A 20,029-nucleotide genomic window follows, 5' to 3' on the forward strand; every position below is an offset into this window, starting at 1 on the left:
CTCTGCTCGACCGGACACACCCAGCTTAGAGCGTGTCTTACGTGGTGATCGGTCGCTGGTGAGCGATGATCTTTGCTGTGGTTGATCGGTTGTCGTTGCGGTTGGTGCCGGATGAGCTGTGGGCGTTGGTGGAGCCGTTGATTCCGGTGTTCGCGCCGCGTCCGCAGGGTGGTGGCACGGCGCCGGTGGATGCTCGTGCGGTGTTCACGGCGATCGTGTACGTGCTGACCAGCGGTTGTGCGTGGCGGGATCTGCCGCCGTCGTTCGGGGTGCCGTTTCAGACCGCGCACCGCCGCTTCAGTCAGTGGACGAAAGCCGGGCTGTGGCGGCGCTTGCATCACGCGCTGCTGGACGAGCTCGGCAGCCAGGGCCTCATCGACTGGAGCCGGGCGATCGTGGACGGTGCCTGCGTGCGGGCCAAAAGGGGGGATCTTTGACCGGTCCGAGCCCGGTGGATCGCGGCAAGCCCGGTTCGAAGATTCACGCCCTGTCCGACCGCGCCGGACTGCCGCTGGCCGTCGCGGTCTCCGCCGCGAACACGCACGACTCGGCCGCGCTCAAACCGCTGGTGATGGCGATCCCGGCGATCAAATCACGCCGTGGCCCGCGCCGGCGCAAGCCGGCCAAGCTCCACGCCGACAAGGCCTACGACCAGCCCGGCCTGCGCCGCTGGGTCCGCGACCGCGGCATCAAGGTCCGCATCGCCCGCAAAGGCATCGAAGCCAAGGACAAACTCGGCCGGCACCGCTGGGTGATCGAACGAACCGTGGCCTGGCTCACCGGATACCGCCGCCTCACGTTGCGCTACGAACGCAAAGCCGAACACTTCCTCGCCTTCCTCCTCCTCGGAGCCAGCCTCATCTGCTACAAGAAACTCCGCAAACTCACCACATGAGACAAGCTCTTAGGCGCCACCGGCCGGAACCCGCAGGGCCGGGCCACCGAACCGGTTTCCCTCCGGCCCGCGTCGGAAAATTGTCGATTCTTTCGATTGTTCGACGCCTTCGATCACTGAACTCCCGGGTGGAGGATTCTTATTGGCGCGAGCATTGACGACGGATACCGATCATGTTGGAATATCTCCACCAATGGGCATGAGAGGTTTCCCTTATGACTTCGAGAGCAACGCAGCTCCGGTCCGTCTTCCTCGCCGCCGCACTGGCCGTCACCGCAACGGTTTCCGGGGTCCATCCGGCCACCGCCACCACGCAGGCGAATGCCGCGCAGATCGTGGCCGACATGGGTGCCGGGTGGAATCTGGGAAATCAGCTGGAGGCCAGCAGCAACGGCGTTCCCAGTGAAACGGCGTGGGGCCAGCCGACCATCACCCAAGCGCTCATCGACAAAGTCAAGGCCGCCGGGTTCAAAACCATCCGGATTCCGATTTCCTACCTGAACTACATCGGCGCGGCACCGGGCTACCAGGTCAACACGGCCTGGCTGAACCGGATCCAGCAGGTCGTCGACTACGCCTACCAGCGCGGCCTGTACGTGCTGATCAACATGCACGGCGACGGCTACAAGAGCGTCAACGGCGCCTGGCTGATCTGCGACTCCGGCGACCAGGCCACCATCAAGGCCAAGTACCAGAAGGTCTGGCAGCAGGTCGCCGCCCGGTTCGCCGGCTACGACCAGCACCTGGTCATGGAGGCGATGAACGAGGAGTTCGACGGCCAGTACGGCACCCCGACGCAGCCGTGCTACTCGAACATCAACGCCTACAACCAGATCTTCGTGGACACCGTGCGCAAGACCGGCGGGAACAACGGTTCACGCTGGCTGCTCATCGCCGGCTGGAACACCAACATCGACTACACCACCGGCAACTACGGCTTCGTGCTGCCGACCGACCAGTTCCGTTCGTCCTCCGTTCCGGCGAGCGAGAAACGGATCATGATCTCCGTGCACTACTACAGCCCGTGGGACTTCGCCGGCGAGGAGAACGGCACCATCACCCAGTGGGGCCGCAACTCCACCAACCCGTCGAAAAAGTCGACCTGGGGTCAGGAAGACTACCTCGACGCCCAGCTGAAAGCCGTGCGCGACGTGTTCGTCTCGAAGGGCTACCCGGCCGTCGTCGGCGAATACGGTTCCGTCGACAAGTCCGCGTTCGACTCCTCGAACAACCGCTACCGCGCGGACTTCGCGCGCGCGGTCGTGTCGACGGCCAAGAAGTACGGCGCGGCGACCATTTACTGGGACAACGGCTACAACGGCCAGTACGGGCTGGGCCTGTTCGACCGGAACTCGATCACCGTGACCCACCAGGGCATCATCGACGCCGTCATGGGCGGGCTCGCCGGCTGACCGGCGGGCGAGACGAAGCGGAGAAGCGGGCAGGCGCGCCGAGGGGGAGGAGGCGCACCTGCCCGCAGGGGAAACGCTAGCGGAGTGTCCGGGAGTTCGCCGATCGAACGCCCGGACGGCCTCCTCAGCTGCAGGTCTTCCCGTTCACGGCGAAGGACGCCGGGGCCGGGTTGCTGCCCGTGTGGCTGCCGTTGAACCCGATCGACACGGACTTGCCCGGCGCGACCGAGGCGTTCCACGACATCGCCTTGGCGGTGACTTCGACGCCGGACTGCGACCACGTCGCCGACCAGCCCTGGGTCACCTTCTGGCCGGCCGGGAAGGCGAACTTCAGCGTCCAGTCCGGCCACGCCGTGGTTCCGGTGTTGGTCAGGGTGACGTAGGCCGTGAAGCCACCACTCCACGAGGTCGCCGAGTAGGTCACCGCGCAGCCGCCCGCCGGGGTGTCCGGCAGCGTCGTGAACTGCGTCGACGCCGAGTCCGGGCCGGTGAGACCCGCACCGTTGCGGGCCACCACGACCAGGGTGTAGGCGGTCGACGGCGACAGCCCGGTCAGGGTCGCCGACGTCCCGGTGACCGTGGCGAGCACCTTGCGGGCCGCCCCGGTCACGCTCACGACGTCGTAGTTCTTGATCCCGCTCTCGGCGTCCGAAGACGCCGTCCAGGTCACCGTCGCGCCGGTGGCGGACACGCCGGACACGGCGGGCTTGCCGGCCGCGGCCGGGGCGGTCGTGTCCACCGCGGACGGCGACTTCTCCGCGGTCCAGTTCGCCAGCCAGGCCAGCGCCGAGTTCCAGTTGATGGCGACCTCGTTCACCGAGTACGCCTGGATGTCGTCGACGAAGCAGCGCTGGGGTGCGCAGCCGACGAGCAGCCGGGCCGCGGTCGGGTCCTGCAGGCCGCTGTTAGGCCCGCCGGACAGCGCCCCGGGCGGCGCGGTCGACAGCGACGGGTCCAGCTCGTGCGCCCAGAACCGGTGGTGCACGTTCTGCACGGCCTGGTCACCGTGGCCGGCGACGTAGGAGTAGTTCGCGGGGTTGCGGCCGAGCAGGTAGTCCATGGCCCCGAACGCGCCGTCGCGGTACTTGTCCTGCTTGGTGAAGTCGTACGCCAGGGCCAGGACCACGCCGTTGTTGGCCACCAGGCCGTTGGATCCCCACTCGTACGTGCCGTCGGCGGTGCGGTAGGGCGCGGGGTAGCCCATCCCCGCCATCTGGGCGAGGTGGCTGTCCGCCGTCGTGGTGATGGCGGTCTTGATGGCCGCGACGTCCGCCGCGGGCAGGTCGGTGGGCACCAGCGCGAGGGTGATGTCGCCGAGCGCGCCCGTGGAGCCCCAGTCGAAGCCGTGGGTGTTGAAGCTGACGCCCCGGTAGAGCGACGAACCGGTGACGTCGGTGCGGTACCCGCTCTTGCCGGTCGTCGCGAACAGCTCCGCGGCCGCCCAGTAGAACTCGTCGGTCACGGTGTTGTCGCTGTAGGTCCCGCCGCCGGTGCCGTCGTTCGGGTCGGCCAGCAGGCTCGGGTTGGCCTTCGCCGCGGCGTAGGCCTTCTCGGCCGCGGCGAGCAGCTTCGCCGAGTACGCCGGGTCGATGGTCTTCCACAGCCGGGACGCCTGCGCCGCGACCGCGGCCATGTTCAGCGTGGCCGCCGTGCTCGGCGGGGAGAGCCGGCGCGGCTGGCTGTCCAGCTCGGGGCGAGTCGGCAGCGCGGTCCACGCCGCGTCGTGGATCTTGTGGTGCACCATGCCGGCGTTCGGCTTGCCGTCCGGCACCTGCATGGACAGCAGGAAGTCGACCTCCCAGCGGGCTTCGTCGAGGATGTCCGGGACGCCGTTGTTCCGCTCCGGGATGGCCAGCTTCCCGTCGCCCAGCGCGCTCGCGTCGCCCAGCTTCAGCGCACGCTCGTACTCGTCGAGCAGTTCCCAGGTCGCGATGCCGCCGTTGACGACGTACTTGCCGTGGTCGCCGGCGTCGTACCAGCCACCGCGCACGTCGAGGGTGTAGCCGCAGTTCAGGTCCGACCGGCAGGGCACGTTGTTGTCGCCCTGGTTCGGCGCGACGTTGACGTGGCCCGCGGGACGCGCGTAGTTCGCGCCGACGTACTGGGCGTCGATCGCGATCCCGCTGCGCTGGTGGTAGAAGAAGGCCAGCGAGTCGTAGCGCAGCTTCTTGAGCCCGTCCGCGGAGATGTCGAACGGGAAGCTGGTCTCGGAGCCGACGGCCAGGGTGTAGCCGGTGCCCGCGGTGTCGTAGGCGGAGAAGTCGATGTCGTGGACGTTCTCGCCGGAGGCGGCGTCCGCGCCGCGGGGCCGGGTCTGGCCGGTGGTCACCGCGGTGCCGGCGGCGTTGCGCAACGTCCACGTCACCGGTGTCGCCGAGCCGCTGATCAGGGTGGCGTGCTTGGGCAGGCCGGGCGTGTAGCTCTCCTGGTTCACCCGGATGCCGCTGGTCGGCGGCAGGCCGCCGGGCGGGATCACCCCGCCGATCAGCGAGATGTTGTCCAGGCAGACGGTGTTGTTCGCGGCCTGGCCGCCGAACCAGAAGGCCAGCTGGCCGTTGCCCGCGGCCGGGAAGTCCAAAGTGGACGTGAAGGTGACGGTGAAGTGCTGGGCCGTCGGGGTGACCGTGAGGTCGGTGCGGGAGATCTGCCGGTAGGGCGAGACGGCCTCGCCGGCGACGGCGGAGATCTGCTGGGTGGTCGTGGCGTGCGCGTCGAACGTCAGCGTGTACTGCTGTCCCGCCTCGAAGGGGACGCCGTTCTGGCCGGCCAGTGCGTCGTAGCCGTTGGCCGTGCCGCCGGTGACGTCGGTGCAGAACTCACCGCCGGTGACGCGGCCGGTGGTCCCGGCCCCGGCCCACCAGGGGTCGAGGGTGCCACTGGCGAACGTGCCGTTGAGCAGCCGCTCGTAGTCCGCGGCGGACGCGGGAACGGAACCCGCCGTCAGCCCGAGCGTCGTCACCGCCAGCAACACCAATCCAGCCCGGAATCTTCTGACCCGCATTCGCCATCTCCTCGTCGTCGAGCTCGGCAAAAGTGGGAGCGCTCCCAGACAGGGCACTGTAATCATGCGCACACGGCTTTGGCAATAATCGGCGAAGGAGGGTGGACGCGGTACCCGCCTTCGTCTATACATACCGGGGTCCCCGGGTCAGCCAACGCGAAACTTTTCGAAAGTTTCGGCGAAACCAAAAATGTTAACGCTAACTCTCGGTCCGCCCGTCCGGAAAGGGGCGACGATGCCCGCTCGAACCCGTTCACGGATCCTGCACTTGTTCACCGCCGCGGCCGCCGCGCTGTCACTGTCCGCCGCGGTGCCGCCGGCCGCCACCGCCGCGCCCGGGAGCCCGGCGGTCACCCCGCCGCTCGGCTGGAACAGCTGGAACAGCTTCGGCTGCAACGTCAGCGAGTCCACCATCCACCAGGCCGCCGACGCCATGGTCTCCTCCGGCATGCGCGACGCGGGCTACCAGTACGTCGTCGTCGACGACTGCTGGTTCGACCCGCAGCGCGACGCCCAGGGCAACCTGCGCGGCAACGCCTCGAAGTTCCCGAGCGGCATGAAGGCCCTCGGCGACTACATCCACGCCCGCGGCCTGAAGTTCGGCATCTACCAGGTGCCCACCGACCGCACGTGTGCCCAGCGCACCGGCACCTACCCCGGCTCGACCGGCAGCCAGGGCCACGAAGCCCAGGACGCACGCACCTTCGCCTCCTGGGGCGTCGACTACCTGAAGTACGACTGGTGCTCCCCCGCCGGCACCCGCGACGAGCAGGTCAGCCGGTTCGGCCTGATGCGCGACGCCCTGCGCGGCACCGGGCGCCCGATCGTCTACAGCATCAACCCCAACAGCTACCACGCCATCACCGGCGACAAGTACGACTGGGGCCAGGTCGCCGACCTGTGGCGCACCACCGAAGACCTGCTCGACATCTGGCAGAACGGCAACACCAACAGCTACCCGATGGGTGTCGGCAACGTCCTCGACGTCACCGCGCCGCTCGCCGCCCAAGCCGGCCCCGGGCACTGGAACGACCCGGACATGCTCGTCGTCGGACGGCCCGGCCTATCGCTGACCGAGTCCCGCGCGCACTTCGCGCTGTGGGCGCTGATGGCCGCGCCGCTGATGGCGGGCAACGACATCCGCACCATGTCCGCGGACATCAGCGCCGTCCTGCGCAACCCGCGCCTGCTGGCCGTCGACCAGGACCGCCTCGGCGCCGGCGGCCGCCGGGTCCGCGACGACGGCAACGTCGAGGTCTTCGCCAAGCCGCTCTCCGACGGGTCCGTCGCCGTCGGGCTGCTCAACCGCGGCAGCGGCACGACCACCATCACCACCACCGCGGCGCAGATCGGGCTGTCCGGGACCTCGTTCACCTTGACCGACCTGTGGACCGGCGGCACGTCGGCGTCCAGCGGGCCGATCAGCGCGAGCGTGCCCGCCCACGGCGTCGCCGCCTACCGCGTCTCCGGTGGCACCCCGCTCGCCGCCACGACGTCCCGGCTGCGCGGCAACGGCTCGAACCGCTGCCTCGACGTCGACAACGCCTCCACCGCGTCCGGCGCGGGCACGCTGCTCTGGGACTGCCAGACCGCCGCCAACCAGCTGTGGACCACCTGGGAGAACGGCGAATTCCGGGTGTTCGGCGACAAGTGCCTCGACGGCGGCGCGAGTGGCGCCCAGGTGACCAGCCGCTCGTGCACCGGCCAGAACAACCAGAAGTGGACCGTGGGGTCGGACGGCACGATCCGCAACGTCCAATCAGGACTGTGCCTCGACGCCGAAGGGGCGGCGACCGCCAACGGGACACGCGCGATCCTGTGGTCCTGCAACGGCCAGGCGAACCAGAAGTGGAGCCGCGTCTGAACCACTGCGGTTCTCACCTGACCGAGGGACACGACGCCGGTAACGCGCGGGCGGTAACGGAGCGATAACGAGGTACGGACCGTCCGACCGCAGGAGAACTTTCGCGTGGAAACACCGTGCCGAGGCCCCATCGACGTCACCCGGGTCAGCGGGTTCGACACCGGCACCGCCGACCCTGACGACCTCCGCCGCGCCCTTGCGGCGTCTCCCGGCTACACCCGGGCCGCCACCGAACAGCAGGCCGCGGTGCTCGACATCGTGCTACGGGTGGGCACCACGCCCGTCCCGGAGCCGAGACGACGCCGCGGAGTCGTCGGGAGGCTGCTCCGCCGCTGGTGACTCCGCGCACGAAAAAGCCGCGACCGACGTGTCGGTCGCGGCTTTTCTCTGCGCCGGGTGGGGCCGGCTCACCGGTTCTCCCCCGATGGCCGGGCCCCACCCGTGCCGGCGTCGGCGCCGGGTCGCTGCGTGCCCGGAACCGGGAACCGGAGTGTGCACTCGCTCCCTGTTCCGCACACGCAGTACGACGTCAGGCGCGGCGCCGTATTCCGCGCCTCGGCCGGCTTCCGCACACACAACGGGCAGCCGGGCGCGGGGACTCAGTGGCCCTGTTCGGTGCCACCGTCGGCGAGGCCGCCCGAGGCGCAGTTCTCCGGGTTCTCGCCGCTGGCCTCGTGCTCGCCCGGCGACAGGATCGGGATGCCGATGCCGTTGAGCGAGTTCTGGACCGGCACCTGGACGCCCAGCACGTTGATGTTGTTGTCGCACACGCCGAGCACGGCGTTGACGTTGTGCAGCACGTCGGTGTTGTTCAGGTTCAGCAGGCCGAGCTGGCCGGTGTGACCACCGTGGTGGTCGTGGCCGTCCGGCGTACCGGCGGCCGCGACGCCACCGGCCAGGAAAGCGCCGGCCGCCATGGCAGCCGTGACGAAACCAACCTTCTTCAGCATTTGTTCTCCTCGATCAGTCGGTGCATCGGACAGGACGGGTGCGAGGTGTGTGTTTCCGTCCCGCGTGAGGGGAAAAGTACTGATAACGAGGGAACAAATCCACTCCGTGCCACCATCGGGTGCGCACGCAGGCCGCTGACCGGGCCATGATTGGCCCGATCGGGTAAGCGAGGTTTAAGGCGGTCGAGCCGTTTCACCGGAAACGGGACGCATTCGCACACTCGTTCATGCCACAACCACCCGAAGAACCGCAACGGAAAGAGGCCGGAAGCCCTAGGCTCGATCACACGGAACTCGTTCCCCTCGACCCCGGGAGCGGGTCTCCGATGGGGAACCGGCGAGGTGTGAACCCCTCAGCCGAGCCCGCAGCCGGGCGACGCACGACCTCGCCGGTTCCCCAGTATCCCGATGGCCGCTCGCTGATTTTTCGCGCAGCAAAAAGCCGTCGCACGGAAAGGTTTCCGCGCGACGGCTTCTTTTTACGGCTTGGTCAGTGCCCCTGGGCCGTCCCGCCGTCCGCGATGCTGCCGCTCGCGCAGTTCGACGGCACCGAGCCCTCGGCCTCGCTCGCGCCCGGCGACAGGATCGGGACGTTGATGCCGTTGGCGTCGTCCTGCACCGGGACCTGCACCCCGAGCACGTTGATGTTGTCGTCGCAGACGCCGCCGACCACGTTCACGTTGTGCAGCGCGTCGAGGCTCTGCACGTTGGCCAGGCCGAACTGCTCGCTGTGGTCGGCCGGGTGGCCCTCGACCGTGACGGTGGTCGCGGAGGCCGCGCCGCCGAACGCGGCCAATCCCGCGGCCAGTGCGGTCGCGACGAATCCGAGCTGCTTGATCACGAGAAAGAACTCCTCAACTGCCGCCCCGGCACGGGGCGGTACTTCACGGCGCGAACCGCGGTCCGCGCCAATACGGAAACCATTTCTTTCCGCCGGAGCGGAAACTTCACTCGCCCTGGCTGGTGCCACCGTCGGCGAGACCGCTCGAGGCGCAGTTGGACGGCACCTCGCCTTCGGCCTCGCTGGCACCGGGCGACAGGATCGGCACGCCGATGCCGTTGAGCGACTCCTGGACCGGCACCTGGACACCCAGCACGTTGATGTTGTCGTCGCAGAGCCCGAGCGTGGCCTGGACGTTGTGCAGCACGTCGGTGTTGTTCAGGTTCACCAGGCCGACCTGACCGGTGTGGTCGTAGCCGTAGTGGCCGTGGCGGTGGCCGTGCTCGTCGCCCGGCGTCCCGGCGGCCGCGATCCCGCCGGTGACGAACGCCCCGGCCGCCATGGTGGCCGCGACGAAGCCCAATTTCTTCAGCATGGAATCTCCTCGACAAGACAAATTTGCTGGAGCAGCATTCGAGGCAATTGTTACGCCTCGGTGGGAAAAACGTACTGATGGGCCACGGGGTGTTCCAGCCGATTCACCGATCGTGTGGGGTGCGCAAGCCCCTGACCGGGGTTCGTATAGCTCGAACGGGTGGCTCACGGTCGGATATCGCGAGGTCGGCCGGCAGCGTGCCGGGGCACCCGCCCACCTTATTACACAACGTGTTCTGCCTGTCGGAACACGGCGATACGTCACGCTTTGGTGTCGCCTCCGGCCCGCGGATCGCTCTCGGAGCGTGACGAATTCCCGAACTCCATCCTTCGAAAGTGAAGCCACTTCCGCGTTCCTACGCTTTGCCCGATCACCCGGTACGCGGTGCGGGACGTGAGGAGTCGTTCGTGGTGGATTACGCGGTGCTCGTGGCCTCCGCGGTGCTCTACGCGGTGGGGATCGTCGCGCAGAGCGTCGCCGCGCGGCGGGCGGGCAACCGGCCGGGCGCCGGCCTGGGCCTGCTGGCCCGGCTGGCCGCCGATCGCCTGTACCTGCTGGGTTTCGCCGGTCAGGTGGGCGGTTTCGCGCTCGCGTTCTTCGCGCGGGCTTCCCTGCCGCTGTACCTGGTCCAGGCCGCGTCGTCGTCGGCCATCGGGCTGGCGACCGCGTTCGGGGTCGTCGTCCTCGGGTGGCGGATCCGCACCGGGGAAGCGATGACGCTGGTGCTGCTGGCTTCCGGGCTGGTCGTGCTGGCCGGGTCGTCTTCGGCCTCGGTCGCCACGGACCTCCCGCCCGCCGGCGTCGCCGCGCTGGCGGTCGTCGTGCTCGGGACCGGGCTGGCCATGATCCCCGCGGGCCGGGCGGGGACGTTCCTGCCGGCCGCGGTCCTGTCCGGGGTCGCGTTCGCCGTCGTGGCGGTGGCCAGCCGGACGCTCGCCCACCTCGATCTCGTTGCCCTGCCGGGAAATCCGCTGACCTGGCTGATGCTCGCGGCGGCCGTCCTCGGCCAGGCTTCGATGGCGGCCGCCCTGCAGCGCGGGCCCGCGGCGGCGGTCGTGGCCACCGCCGACGCGACCACGATCGTGCTGGCGTCGGTCACCGGCATCGCCGTCCTCGGCGACCACGTCGTCGGCGGGCGCGGGCCGTGGGTCGCCACCGGCCTCGCCGTGGTCGTGTGCGGCGTCCTGCTGCTCGGCGTGCAGTCGCGCGCCGGCGCGCCCGCCCTCGCGGGGGAAGCGGCGTGACCCCGCGGCCGCTCGCCAGCGTCTCGGTCGACCTCGACAACCTGTGGGCCTACCTCAAGACCCACGGCGATCCCGGCTGGCGCGACCACCCCAGTTTCCTGCCGTCCGCGGTCCCGCGGCTGCTGGAGATCCTCGGCGAACAAGGCCTGACGACGACGGTCTTCGTCGTGGGCGCCGACGTCGTGCGCGAAGACGGCGCCAAGGCGGTCGCCGAGATCGCCGCGGCCGGGCACGAGGTGGCCAACCACTCCTTCGGCCACGAACCCTGGCTGCACCGCTACTCCCGCGAGCGCCTGGAAGAGGAACTGAGCCGGACCGAGGACGCGATCGCCGCGGCGGGTGCGCCCCGGCCGAGCGGGTTCCGCGGACCCGGCTACAGCGTCACGCGCGATCTGGTCGAGCTCCTGGCCGAGCGCGGCTACGCCTACGACGCCAGCACGCTGCCGACGTGGATCGGCCCGCTGGCCCGCGCGTACCACAACCGCACCGCGAAGAACACCGACGACGGGGCCGGCGAGCTCTTCGGCGGGTTTTCGCGGGTGCTGGCGCCGGTGCACGCCTACCGCTGGCAGACGTGCGCGGGCAGCTCGCTGGTCGAGCTCCCGGTGACGACGATGCCGCTGCTGCGCACGCCGATCCACGGTTCGTACCTGCTGCAGCTGCACGCGATCTCGCCGCGGCTGGCCCGCGCGTACTTCCGGACGGCGTTGCGGCTCTGCCTCGCCCGCGGGGTGTCGCCGTCGCTGCTGCTGCACCCCACCGACGTCCTCGGCGCCGCCGACGCGCCCGGGATGGAGTTCTTCCCCGGCATGGCGGCGGCGGGTGCGCGGAAGGTGGCCTGGCTCGGCTGGGTGCTTTCCGCGCTGCGCGAACACTTCGACGTCGTCGGCACCGGGGAGTACGTCAGCCGGACGAGCGTGCGGCGCACCCGGCCGGTGACCCGGTTGGACATCGGGAGATGACGACTCGGCTCTTTCGGGGGCCCGGGTGGCGAAGCCCCGGGCTCGGGGCGGAGCCCCGGATGACCACAGTCCGGCCCTTGGCGCGCGAAGCGCGTGAGACGATCCTGCTGCGGGTACTCGCGTGCGCGACCGTCGCGTGCGCGCCGGTCGAGGGATACCTGACCGCCGTGCAGAGCCAGCTCGGCAAGGTCGCGCCCGCGCTGCTCACCGTCGTCTGGCTCGCCGTGCGGATCCGGCGGCGGCAGCTGCCCCGCCCGACACCGCTGCACGCCGTCCTCGCGCTCCTCGCCGTCGTGCTGGCGGCGACGGCGTCCGTGCATGCGGCCGGCGCCTTCACCGCCGAGTACACCGTGCGCTGGCTGCCGTTCCTCGTGGTCACCGCGGTGCTCGCGGACGTCGCGAGCCGCGAGGTGCCGATCCGCCGGCTGCTGCTGGCCGCGGCCGCGGGCGCCACCGTCGCCGGCGCGGGCGCCCTCTACAGCCTGATCGCCGAGGGCGAAGCCCGCGCGAGCGGGCCGCAACCGGATCCGAACGACCTGGCCTACTTCCTCGTCGCCGCCGTTCCCCTGCTGGCGGCGCTGCACCGCCGCGGCCGGGGGTTCCTCCTGACGGCCGCGGGCATCGTCCTGGTGGCCGGGGCGACGGCGACGTTCTCCCGCGGCGGCGCGCTCGGCCTGGCCGCCGCGGTCGGCTGGCTGCTGCTGCGGCGGGTGCTGCCGTGGCGGGTGCTCGCCGCCGCGGCCGTGGCGGTCGCCGGACTGGGCCTGGGTGCCGTGCTGTTCGCCGGACCGCAGCTGGACCGGGCGCTGCAGGAGAAGAGCTTCATCGCCGCGACCAATGTGGACACCCGGGAGCTGCGCTGGCAGGCGGCGGCCCGGATGCTGACCGCGCACCCGGTGCTCGGCGTCGGGCCCGGCGGGTTCCGCGAGCACTACGCCGCCGAGTCGCACAACGCCGAGGTCGACGAGCAGACGCCGGTGGCGCACGACATGTACCTCGAGGTCGCCGCGGAACTCGGCCTGCCCGGGTTCGCGCTGTTCGCCGGGGTGGTGGGCGTGGCCGCGGTGGCGAGCGAGCGGACGGTCCGGCTGGCCGGTGCCGGGCCGCGGCGGACCGAAGCGGTCGCGATCCAGGCGTCGCTGCTCGCCGTGCTGGTCACGTCGACGTTCCTGTCCGAGCAGTACTACCTGCCGTTGTGGTCGCTGGCCGCGCTCGCCGTCGCGGCCGAAGCCCGGGTTCGAGAAGGAGAGGGGAGCGCCGATGCGGGTGCTGCACGTGATCAGTGAGATGGGGGCGGGCGGGGCGGAGACGCTCGTGGCCGGCATGGTGGCCCGCGGCGAGGACTACGGCTGGGTGTCCGCCGTCGCCAGCGGCGGTGGCTTCCGCGCCGACGCGCTGGCCGCGGCCGGCACGCCGACGTACCCCGTGCCGCTCGCCCGCCGCAGCAAGGCCGGCGTGCTGAAGGCGGCTTGGGCCACCCGCCGCGCGATCGCGCGGTTCCGGCCCGATGTGGTGCTGGCCCACAACGTCGGCGCGAGCCTGGTGGCGCGGCTTGCCGGGCGGCGACCGGTCACCGTCTTCCACGGCGTCGCCGACGACGACTACCCCGCCGCGGCCCGGATCCTGCGCCGCACGTCCGCGCAGGTCGTCGCGGTGTCTCCCGCCACCGCCGACCGGCTGGCGGCGGCGGGGCTGGAGCGTCCGGCGGTGATCCCGAACGCGGTGTTCCCGCGGACGCCGGTGTTCGGCCGCGCGGAGATCCGCGCGTCACTGGGTGTCCCGGAGCGGACGCCGGTCGCGCTGTGCCTGGCCCGGCTCGAACCGCAGAAGCGCCACGACGTGCTGCTGGACGCCTGGGCCGCGGTCGACGGCGACGCCGTGCTGTGGCTGGCCGGCGACGGCAGCCTGCGTGGCGAGCTGGAGCGCCGGGCGCAGGCGCTGGGCCGCCGGGTCGAGTTCCTCGGGACTCGCGCGGACGTCCCGGACCTGCTCGCCGCGGCCGACGTCACGGTGCTGACCAGCGACTGGGAGGGCCTGCCGCTGGCGGTGCTCGAGTCGATGGCGGCCGGCCGCCCGGTAGTCGCGACGGACGTCGGCGGGATCGCCGGGGTGCTGACCGGCGGCGGGATCGTGGTGCCGCCCGCGGATCCGGCCGCGACGGCCGCGGCGCTGAACACGCTGCTGTTCGACGTGGCCGCGCGGGAAACCGCCGCCCGCGAAGGCATCCGGGTCGTCGAACGCGACTACGACCCGCACGCGCTCATGAAGTCCTACGACGAACTGCTCCGAGGTGCCCGATGAAGTCCCTTGTTCCGAGCGTCGCCGTGGCGCTGCTGGTGGGTGCGCTCGTGCTGCTCGTCGGCTTGACGCGCGGCGAGGAGTACCAGGGCCGGGTGAGCCTGCTCGCCGGTCCCGCGGCGGCGGACGGTGCGCCGTACGGCGAGGTCGTGTCGCTGGCGCTGCCGGCGCTGGTCGAGCTGGCCCGCAGCCCGTCGGTGCTCGCGGCGGCCGCCCCGGTGTCCGGGTACGGGCCCGACGAACTGGGCAGGAACGTGTCGGTCGAGCTGGTCCCGGCTTCCGGCCTCGCGCGGCTGTCGGTGCGCGCCTCTTCGGCGGAGCAGGCGGGCGCGGCGGCGATGGCGCTGGGCAAGGCGATGATCGACGCGGATCTGCTGGCCCCGGCCGGGAAGCTGCGGACGCTGGATTCGCGGCCGGAGGTGATCCCGGTGGCCCCGGACGCCCCGCTGGTGGGCGGGCTGGCGCTGGTCGGCGCGGTCGCGGCCGGACTGGCGACGGCGGCCGTGCGCCGGTTGACGCCGTTCGGCGCGGGTCCGGGCCCGGTCCGCCGGGCGTTGGCGGCGGCGGGCACGCACCGGCCGGTGGCGGTCCTGAGGGAGGAGGATCCCTCGGCCGCGGACCGGCTGGCGGTGCTGTGCCGCGCGGCCGGGCGCCCGGTGCGGGTGCTGCCGGTGACCCCCTCGCTGAGCGAGGTCGCGGCCAAGCTGGCGGCGGGACTGCCGGAGGAGAGCGGCGAGGGCGCCGCGGTGGTGGCGGTGACGGCGGAGGGGCGGGACCAGGCCGAGCTGACCGCGACGGTGGGTGTGCTGCCCGCGGACACGGTGCTGGTGGCGGTGGTGCTGGCGTGAGCTCGAGACAGCGCACGCCGGGCGACACCGGAGAAGGCACCCGGCCCGGTGGCGGCATGACCGCTGCGCCCGCCCCGGTCATCGGCGGCGCGCACCTGTCCCCCCGGCAGCGGCTCGTCCTGCTCCTCGCGACCCTGGCCGGTGTCCTGAGCGCCTGGCACGCCGTCAAGCCGTCCTGGCAGGTCCCGCTCCCCACCCCGGCCGTCGCGGGCGAGGAACGGCTACAAGACTTCCGGGACGCCCTCTACTTCCCCATCCGTGAATTCCTTTCCGGCGGCAACCCCTACGACCCGGCCGCGATGTTCGCGCACTGGCCGGTACGCCAGGACTTCAACCTCTACCAGCCGTACCACCTCCTCCTGCACGCACCGTTCGCGCTGCCCGGCTACCGCGCCGGCGCCGTCGCGTTCACCCTCTTTTCGCTGCTGCTGCTCGTCGCGCTCGCCGCGCTGACCGCCCACGCGGTCCGGCGGTACGTCCCGGTGCCGTTCGCCGTCACCACCGCCGTCGTCGCCGCGCTGCTCGTGACCAGCCAGGTCGGGAAGGCCCAGCTGTACGTCGGGCAGATCAACCCGCTGATCGCGCTCGGCGCGGCCGGTGCCCTGCTCGCCCGGCGCGATCGGCCCGGCTGGGCGGCCGCCGCGCTGGCGCTCGCCTGGCTGAAGCCGCAGTACGGTTTCCCGCTGGCCGTCCTGCTGTTCGCCCGCGGCTCGCGGCGGGTCGCCCTCGCCGGCACGGCCATCGCCGCGGCCGCCAGCCTGCCCGTCGTCGTGCTCCTCGTGGTGCGCGGCGGGGGCATCGGGCCGTTCTTCGATGTCATCGTCGCGAACCTCACCCACGCCCGCGGCACCTCGTACGGCGCGGTGGATTCCGTTACCGCGCAACGCATCGACGTCGCCGCAGTGGTGTTCCGGGTCACCGGCTGGGTGCCTTCCGAACCGGTGGTGCTGGCCGGCGTGCTCGGGGCGAGCGCGGTCCTGGTCCGCCGGACCGCGGAGCCGGTCGCCGACCTGCTGACCGTGCTCGCCGTCGTGGTCTGCGTGGTGCACCAGCCCGGTGACGTGCTGATCGCCGTCCCGGCGATGGCCGTGGTGGCCGCGCTGTGGTGGCGTCGCCGCGGCGAGCCGGGGTGGGGTGCGGCCGGGACGGCCGTGCTCGCGCTCGCCGTCCCCTTCGCCCATTTGTACACGGTGGACAGACTGTTCGGACCGCTTGCGTCGGTCACCGTGGACGGTGCCGCGGTGGTCGTCGCGTGGCTTCTGGCCGTGGTCGCCGCGCGGAGGGCCACGTGACCGCGCTGGGCACCCGCGCCGTCCGCGGTTCGCTGTGGCTGGGCGTGGTCAACCTGGTCAGCAAGAGCAGCCAGATGCTCGTCACGCTGGTGCTGGCCGCCCTGCTCACCGAGGGCCAGCTCGGCGCCGTGGCGCTCGCGGTGGCGCTGGTGAACCTCGGCCAGGTCGTCCAGTCGATCGGCGTCTACGACGTCATCGGCCGCACCGAGCGCGACCCGCGCCGGACGGCGGGCACGGTGCTCACGCTGAGCGTCGGCGCCGGAATCGTGCTGGCTGTCGCGCTGGTGGCCGCGGCCGGCCCGCTGACGGCGTTGCTCGGCACGCCGGACGCCGCCGGGCTGGTCCGGCTGGCCGCGCTTGGCCTGCCGTTCTCGGCGGCGGGCGGGGTGCAGATGGGCCTGATGCACCGCGAGCTCGACTTCCGGCGCCGGCTGCTGCCCGACGGCGGGAGCGCGGTGCTGGGCGCGGCGCTGACGGTCGTGCTCGCCGCGTGCGGGGCCGGGCCGTTGTCGCTGGTGCTCGGTCTGCTGGCCACGGCGGTGACACAGCCCCTGCTCGGCGCCCTGGCCCGCGGCGGCGTGCGACCGTGCTGGGACACCGCGGCCGCGCGCGAGGTCTTGGGCTGGGTGGCCGTGGTGGGGCCGGCCGCGGTCGTGGGCGCGCTGCTGGTCAACCTGGACTACTTCGCGGTGGGGCACGTGCTCGGGCCGGACGCGGTCGGCGTCTACTCGCTGGCGTACCGGCTCGCCTGGGTGCCGTACATCATGGTGGCGGTCGTGCTCGGCGCGGTGGCTTTCCCGGTGTTCACGCGGTTGCGGCGCGAGGGGGCACCGCTCGGCGGGGCGGTCACCCGGTTCACGCGCGCGGTGCTCGTGGTGACGGGCGGGTTGTACTTGGCGTTGGCGGTGCTCTCGGGCCACGTCGTGCTGCTGGGCGAGCGGTGGGCGGGCGCGGCAGGCCCGCTCGTGCTGCTGTCCGGCTACGGCGTGGGCATCTGCCTGCTGCAGATCTGGTACCAGGCGGTCAAGGCGACCGGGCACGTCCGGCGCTACCTGGCCCTGGAGACGACGCACCTGGCGCTGCTCGCGGTGGGTCTGGCGGTGCTGGCGCACGCGGGGATCGTGGCGGTCGCGGCGGCGCAGCTCGCGGCGGCGTGGCTGGTGGTGCCGCTCGCCTGGCGGGTGCTGGCCGGGCTGGGGGTGGCGCCGCCGCCGGCGGAGCTGGGCGGGATGGCGGCGCGGGTGGCACTGGCCGGCGCGGCGGCCGCGGTACCGGCGGTGGCGCTGGGGCGGTGGTTCGGGAACTCGCTGCCGGGGGTGCTGGCCGAGGCGGCGGTTCTGGTCGCCGGATACGCCGGGGGGACGGTGGTGCTGCAGCGGAGTGCGCTCGCGGAACTGCGCCGGGGAGGGCTCCGGTGAGGCCCGCCCAACCCCGAACCCGCCGCGAGGCCGCCGGTGAAACCCGCGCAACCCACCGCCTCCGCCCCAACCCACCGCGGAAGCCGCCGGTGAAACCCGCCCACCCCACCGCCCCAGCCGACCCCGGAGGCCGCCGGTGAAGCTCGTCCACGTCTCCCAGCCCGTGACCGCGGGTGTCGCCGTCGTAGTACTGGAACTCGCCGTGGCGCAACGGGATCGCGGGTGGTCCGTCACGATCGCCTGCCCGCCGTCCGGCTGGCTCGCCGCCCGCGCCCGGGAACTCGGCCTCGAAGTCCGTGGCTGGACCGCCCGCCGCGCGCCCGGACCCGGCTCGATCGCCGAAGCGCTGCGGCTGCGCCGGCTCCTGGACGACCTCGACCCCGATGTCGTCCACCTCCACAGCTCCAAGGCCGGTCTGGCCGGACGGCTGGCCGTCAGCGGCAGCCGCCCGACCGTCTTCCAGCCCCACCTCTGGTCCTTCGAGACCGCCGGCGGGCCGCTGCGCACCGCGTCCGCCGCGTGGGAGCGCTTCGCGTCGCGGTGGACCGACCTGCTCGTCTGCGTCAGCGACGACGAACTCGCCGCCGGCCGGGCCGCCGGGGTGACCGCCGAGGCGGAGGTCGTCTGCAACGGCGTCGACACCACCCGGTTCGTCCCCGGCGACCGGACGGCGGCGCGGCGGCGGCTCGGGTTGCCCGCACGCGCGCCGATCGCCGTCTGCCTCGGCCGGCTGGCCGAGCTCAAGGGCCAGGACCAGCTGCTGTCGGCGTGGCCCGCGGTCCTGCGGCAACTGCCGGACGCGCACCTCGTCTTCGCCGGCGACGGCCCGATGGGGCCGATCTGGCGCGAGCGGCACCCGGTCGCCGGGCACGCGTCCGTGCGCTGGCCGGGGCACACCGACGACCCGGCGGCCTGGTACACCGCCGCGGACGTCGTCGTGCTCCCCTCGCGCGCCGAAGGCATGGCGCTGGTGCCGCTGGAAGCGATGGCGTGCGCGCGGCCGGTCGTCGCGTTCGACGTCGGCGGGATGCGGCAGAGCGTCGCGGACGCGGGCGCGGTCGTGCCGCCCGGTGACGTCGACCTGCTCGCCGAGGCCGTCGCCGCGCGACTCGCCGATCCCGGGCTCGCCCGGCGCGAAGGCGAACTCGGCCGCCGCCGCGTGGAACTGTCCTTCGACCGGGGGCGGATGACCGACCAGATCGCCGCCCTCGTCGACAAACTCACCCCGTCGGAGCGCCTCTCGTGACCCGCATCGTCTATCTGCTCACCCAGGACCGCGGCGGCCCGGTGGACGTCACCGTCCGGCTGGCCGCGACGCTGGCCGCCGACGGTCACGACGTCCGCGTCTTCGGTCCCGTGCCCGCGCGGGACGCCTCGCTGCTCGACGGGCGGCACGAGGAACTCGCGGTGTCCGACAAGGAGGACCTCGCGGCGGCGGGCCGGGCCCGGGCGGCGCTGCGGGCGTGGCGGCCCGACGTCGTGCACGCGCAGGACCGGCGCGCCGGGCTGGTGATCGCCGGGTTGCGGTTCGCCCGCGGCCCACGGCCCGCGTTGGTCCAGACCTACCACGGCGTGCCCGACGACGTCGCGGAACCGTGGTTCCAAGGCGAGCGCGGGGCCGCCGGGCCCTCGGCGTACACGCGGACGGTGCTGGCCGCGGACGCCGTCGTCGCCCGCGTCCTGGACCGGACGGTCGTGCCGGCGTCGGCGATGGGGACGTTCCTGCGCCGTCGCCTGCGGGTGCCCGCCGGGCGGCTGGTGCACGTGGACAACTGCGTCTCCCCCGCCTCGCCGTCCCCTCCGCGAGGGCCGGTGCGGCACCTCGTCTTCGCCGGGCTGCTGGTGGAGCGCAAGGGCGTGCTGAACCTGCTGGCCGCGTTGAGCGTTCCCGGCGTGCTGCCGGCGGACGCGCGGCTGACGGTGGTCGGCGACGGCCCGGAGCGCGCGGAGGCGGAGCGGGTCGCCCGGCAGCCGCCGCTGGCGGGGCGTGTGGCGTTCCTCGGCTTCCGGCCGGACGTCCCCGATCTGCTCGCTTCCGCCGACGCGCTGGTGCTGCCGTCCACAATGGAGCAGCAGCCCCTGGTGGTGGCCGAGGCGATGGCCGCGGGCAAGCCGGTCCTGGCGACGGCCACCGGCGGCGTCCCGGCCATGCTCGACGTCCCCGGCGGCCCGGTGTTCCTGGCCCCGCCGGGTGACGTCCCGGCCCTCGCCGACCGGCTACGCGCCCTGTTCGCGGAGCCGGACCCGGCCCGCTTGGGCCGTCTCCTCGCTGAACGCGCCCGCGCCCGCTACCACCCGGAGGCCTGCGCCCGCCGTCACCTGGACCTGTACGACGAGCTGACGCCATCGTGCCGCCCCGCCAACCACCCGTGATGCCCCTCCAATCACGGTTGATGCCCCTCCAATCACGAGTGATCCCCCTCTGATCACGGGGTGCCGGTGATCAGAGCCGGAACTCGCGTGATCGCAGGGGCATCTCGCGTGCTCGGAGGGGCATCTCGCGTGATTGGCGGGGCCACACGTCGGGCG

Annotated in this window: 17 protein-coding genes; 13 read left to right on the forward strand and 4 right to left on the reverse strand. The window is 72.3% G+C overall.

Features of this window, described 5'->3' with window-relative positions:
• Positions 1-65: 65 nt before the first annotated feature.
• Positions 66-895, forward strand: a protein-coding gene (locus tag ACFPLC_RS03100; RefSeq protein WP_378235683.1) for an IS5 family transposase whose coding sequence is annotated in 2 segments (ribosomal slippage) — positions 66-420 and positions 420-895 — 831 coding nt in all. Because the reading frame shifts where the segments join, the coding sequence is not laid out codon by codon here.
• 215 nt (positions 896-1,110) lie between these two features.
• Entirely contained in the window at positions 1,111-2,307 is a 1,197-nt protein-coding gene (locus tag ACFPLC_RS03105) for a glycoside hydrolase family 5 protein (protein ID WP_378202026.1), read from the forward strand.
• A gap of 124 nt (positions 2,308-2,431) precedes the next feature.
• Here the strand turns inward: ACFPLC_RS03105 and ACFPLC_RS03110 are convergent, their stop codons facing one another.
• Positions 2,432-5,308, reverse strand: a complete 2,877-nt coding sequence (locus ACFPLC_RS03110) for a glycoside hydrolase family 9 protein (protein ID WP_378202029.1) — start codon at positions 5,306-5,308, stop codon at positions 2,432-2,434.
• Positions 5,309-5,543: 235 nt separating this feature from the next.
• Here ACFPLC_RS03110 and ACFPLC_RS03115 point away from each other — a divergent pair, with 235 nt between their 5' ends.
• Both ACFPLC_RS03115 and ACFPLC_RS03120 read left to right on the forward strand, forming a co-directional pair.
• Complete coding sequence (locus ACFPLC_RS03115; RefSeq protein WP_378202032.1) at positions 5,544-7,172, forward strand: glycoside hydrolase family 27 protein; 1,629 nt, start codon at positions 5,544-5,546, stop codon at positions 7,170-7,172.
• A gap of 105 nt (positions 7,173-7,277) precedes the next feature.
• On the forward strand, positions 7,278-7,511 hold the full coding sequence (locus ACFPLC_RS03120) for a hypothetical protein (RefSeq protein WP_378202035.1): 234 nt from the start codon (positions 7,278-7,280) through the stop codon (positions 7,509-7,511).
• A 260-nt stretch (positions 7,512-7,771) separates the two neighbouring features.
• Here ACFPLC_RS03120 and ACFPLC_RS03125 read toward each other — a convergent pair whose 3' ends face one another.
• From ACFPLC_RS03125 to ACFPLC_RS03135, 3 genes are all read right to left on the reverse strand, one after another.
• The gene (locus ACFPLC_RS03125; RefSeq protein WP_378202037.1) at positions 7,772-8,122 is read right to left on the reverse strand and encodes a hypothetical protein; all 351 of its coding nucleotides are present in this window, start codon (positions 8,120-8,122) and stop codon (positions 7,772-7,774) included.
• A gap of 490 nt (positions 8,123-8,612) precedes the next feature.
• Positions 8,613-8,963, reverse strand: a complete 351-nt coding sequence (locus tag ACFPLC_RS03130) for a hypothetical protein (protein ID WP_378202040.1) — start codon at positions 8,961-8,963, stop codon at positions 8,613-8,615.
• 106 nt (positions 8,964-9,069) lie between these two features.
• Positions 9,070-9,438 carry a hypothetical protein gene (locus ACFPLC_RS03135; RefSeq protein ID WP_378202043.1) on the reverse strand — a complete coding sequence of 123 codons (369 nt, stop codon included), beginning with the start codon at positions 9,436-9,438 and terminating at the stop codon, positions 9,070-9,072.
• A gap of 407 nt (positions 9,439-9,845) precedes the next feature.
• Between ACFPLC_RS03135 and ACFPLC_RS03140 the strand changes: the two genes are divergently transcribed.
• From ACFPLC_RS03140 to ACFPLC_RS03180, 9 genes are all read left to right on the forward strand, one after another.
• Entirely contained in the window at positions 9,846-10,682 is an 837-nt protein-coding gene (locus ACFPLC_RS03140; RefSeq protein ID WP_378202046.1) for a DMT family protein, read from the forward strand.
• The gene (locus ACFPLC_RS03145) at positions 10,679-11,644 is read left to right on the forward strand and encodes a polysaccharide deacetylase family protein (protein WP_378202049.1); all 966 of its coding nucleotides are present in this window, start codon (positions 10,679-10,681) and stop codon (positions 11,642-11,644) included. Before ACFPLC_RS03140 ends, ACFPLC_RS03145 begins: the two co-directional genes overlap by 4 nt.
• Positions 11,645-11,703: 59 nt before the next feature.
• Positions 11,704-12,930, forward strand: a complete 1,227-nt coding sequence (locus ACFPLC_RS03150; RefSeq protein ID WP_378202052.1) for an O-antigen ligase family protein — start codon at positions 11,704-11,706, stop codon at positions 12,928-12,930.
• Positions 12,905-13,945 carry a glycosyltransferase gene (locus tag ACFPLC_RS03155; protein WP_378202055.1) on the forward strand — a complete coding sequence of 347 codons (1,041 nt, stop codon included), beginning with the start codon at positions 12,905-12,907 and terminating at the stop codon, positions 13,943-13,945. The genes ACFPLC_RS03150 and ACFPLC_RS03155 overlap by 26 nt, the downstream gene beginning before the upstream one ends.
• On the forward strand, positions 13,942-14,790 hold the full coding sequence (locus ACFPLC_RS03160) for a hypothetical protein (RefSeq protein ID WP_378202058.1): 849 nt from the start codon (positions 13,942-13,944) through the stop codon (positions 14,788-14,790). The genes ACFPLC_RS03155 and ACFPLC_RS03160 overlap by 4 nt, the downstream gene beginning before the upstream one ends.
• Positions 14,787-16,082 (forward strand): glycosyltransferase 87 family protein, encoded by a 1,296-nt coding sequence (locus tag ACFPLC_RS03165; RefSeq protein WP_378202061.1) that lies wholly within the window; start codon positions 14,787-14,789, stop codon positions 16,080-16,082. Before ACFPLC_RS03160 ends, ACFPLC_RS03165 begins: the two co-directional genes overlap by 4 nt.
• Positions 16,043-17,500, forward strand: a complete 1,458-nt coding sequence (locus ACFPLC_RS03170; RefSeq protein WP_378235684.1) for an oligosaccharide flippase family protein — start codon at positions 16,043-16,045, stop codon at positions 17,498-17,500. Before ACFPLC_RS03165 ends, ACFPLC_RS03170 begins: the two co-directional genes overlap by 40 nt.
• Positions 17,501-17,636: 136 nt before the next feature.
• Complete coding sequence (locus tag ACFPLC_RS03175) at positions 17,637-18,746, forward strand: glycosyltransferase (RefSeq protein WP_378202067.1); 1,110 nt, start codon at positions 17,637-17,639, stop codon at positions 18,744-18,746.
• Positions 18,743-19,873: a glycosyltransferase family 4 protein gene (locus ACFPLC_RS03180; protein WP_378202070.1), complete on the forward strand. Its 1,131-nt coding sequence runs from the start codon at positions 18,743-18,745 to the stop codon at positions 19,871-19,873. Before ACFPLC_RS03175 ends, ACFPLC_RS03180 begins: the two co-directional genes overlap by 4 nt.
• Positions 19,874-20,029 lie beyond the last annotated feature (156 nt).

This window comes from Amycolatopsis plumensis (assembly GCF_042652605.1).
GTDB lineage: Bacteria > Actinomycetota > Actinomycetes > Mycobacteriales > Pseudonocardiaceae > Amycolatopsis > Amycolatopsis plumensis.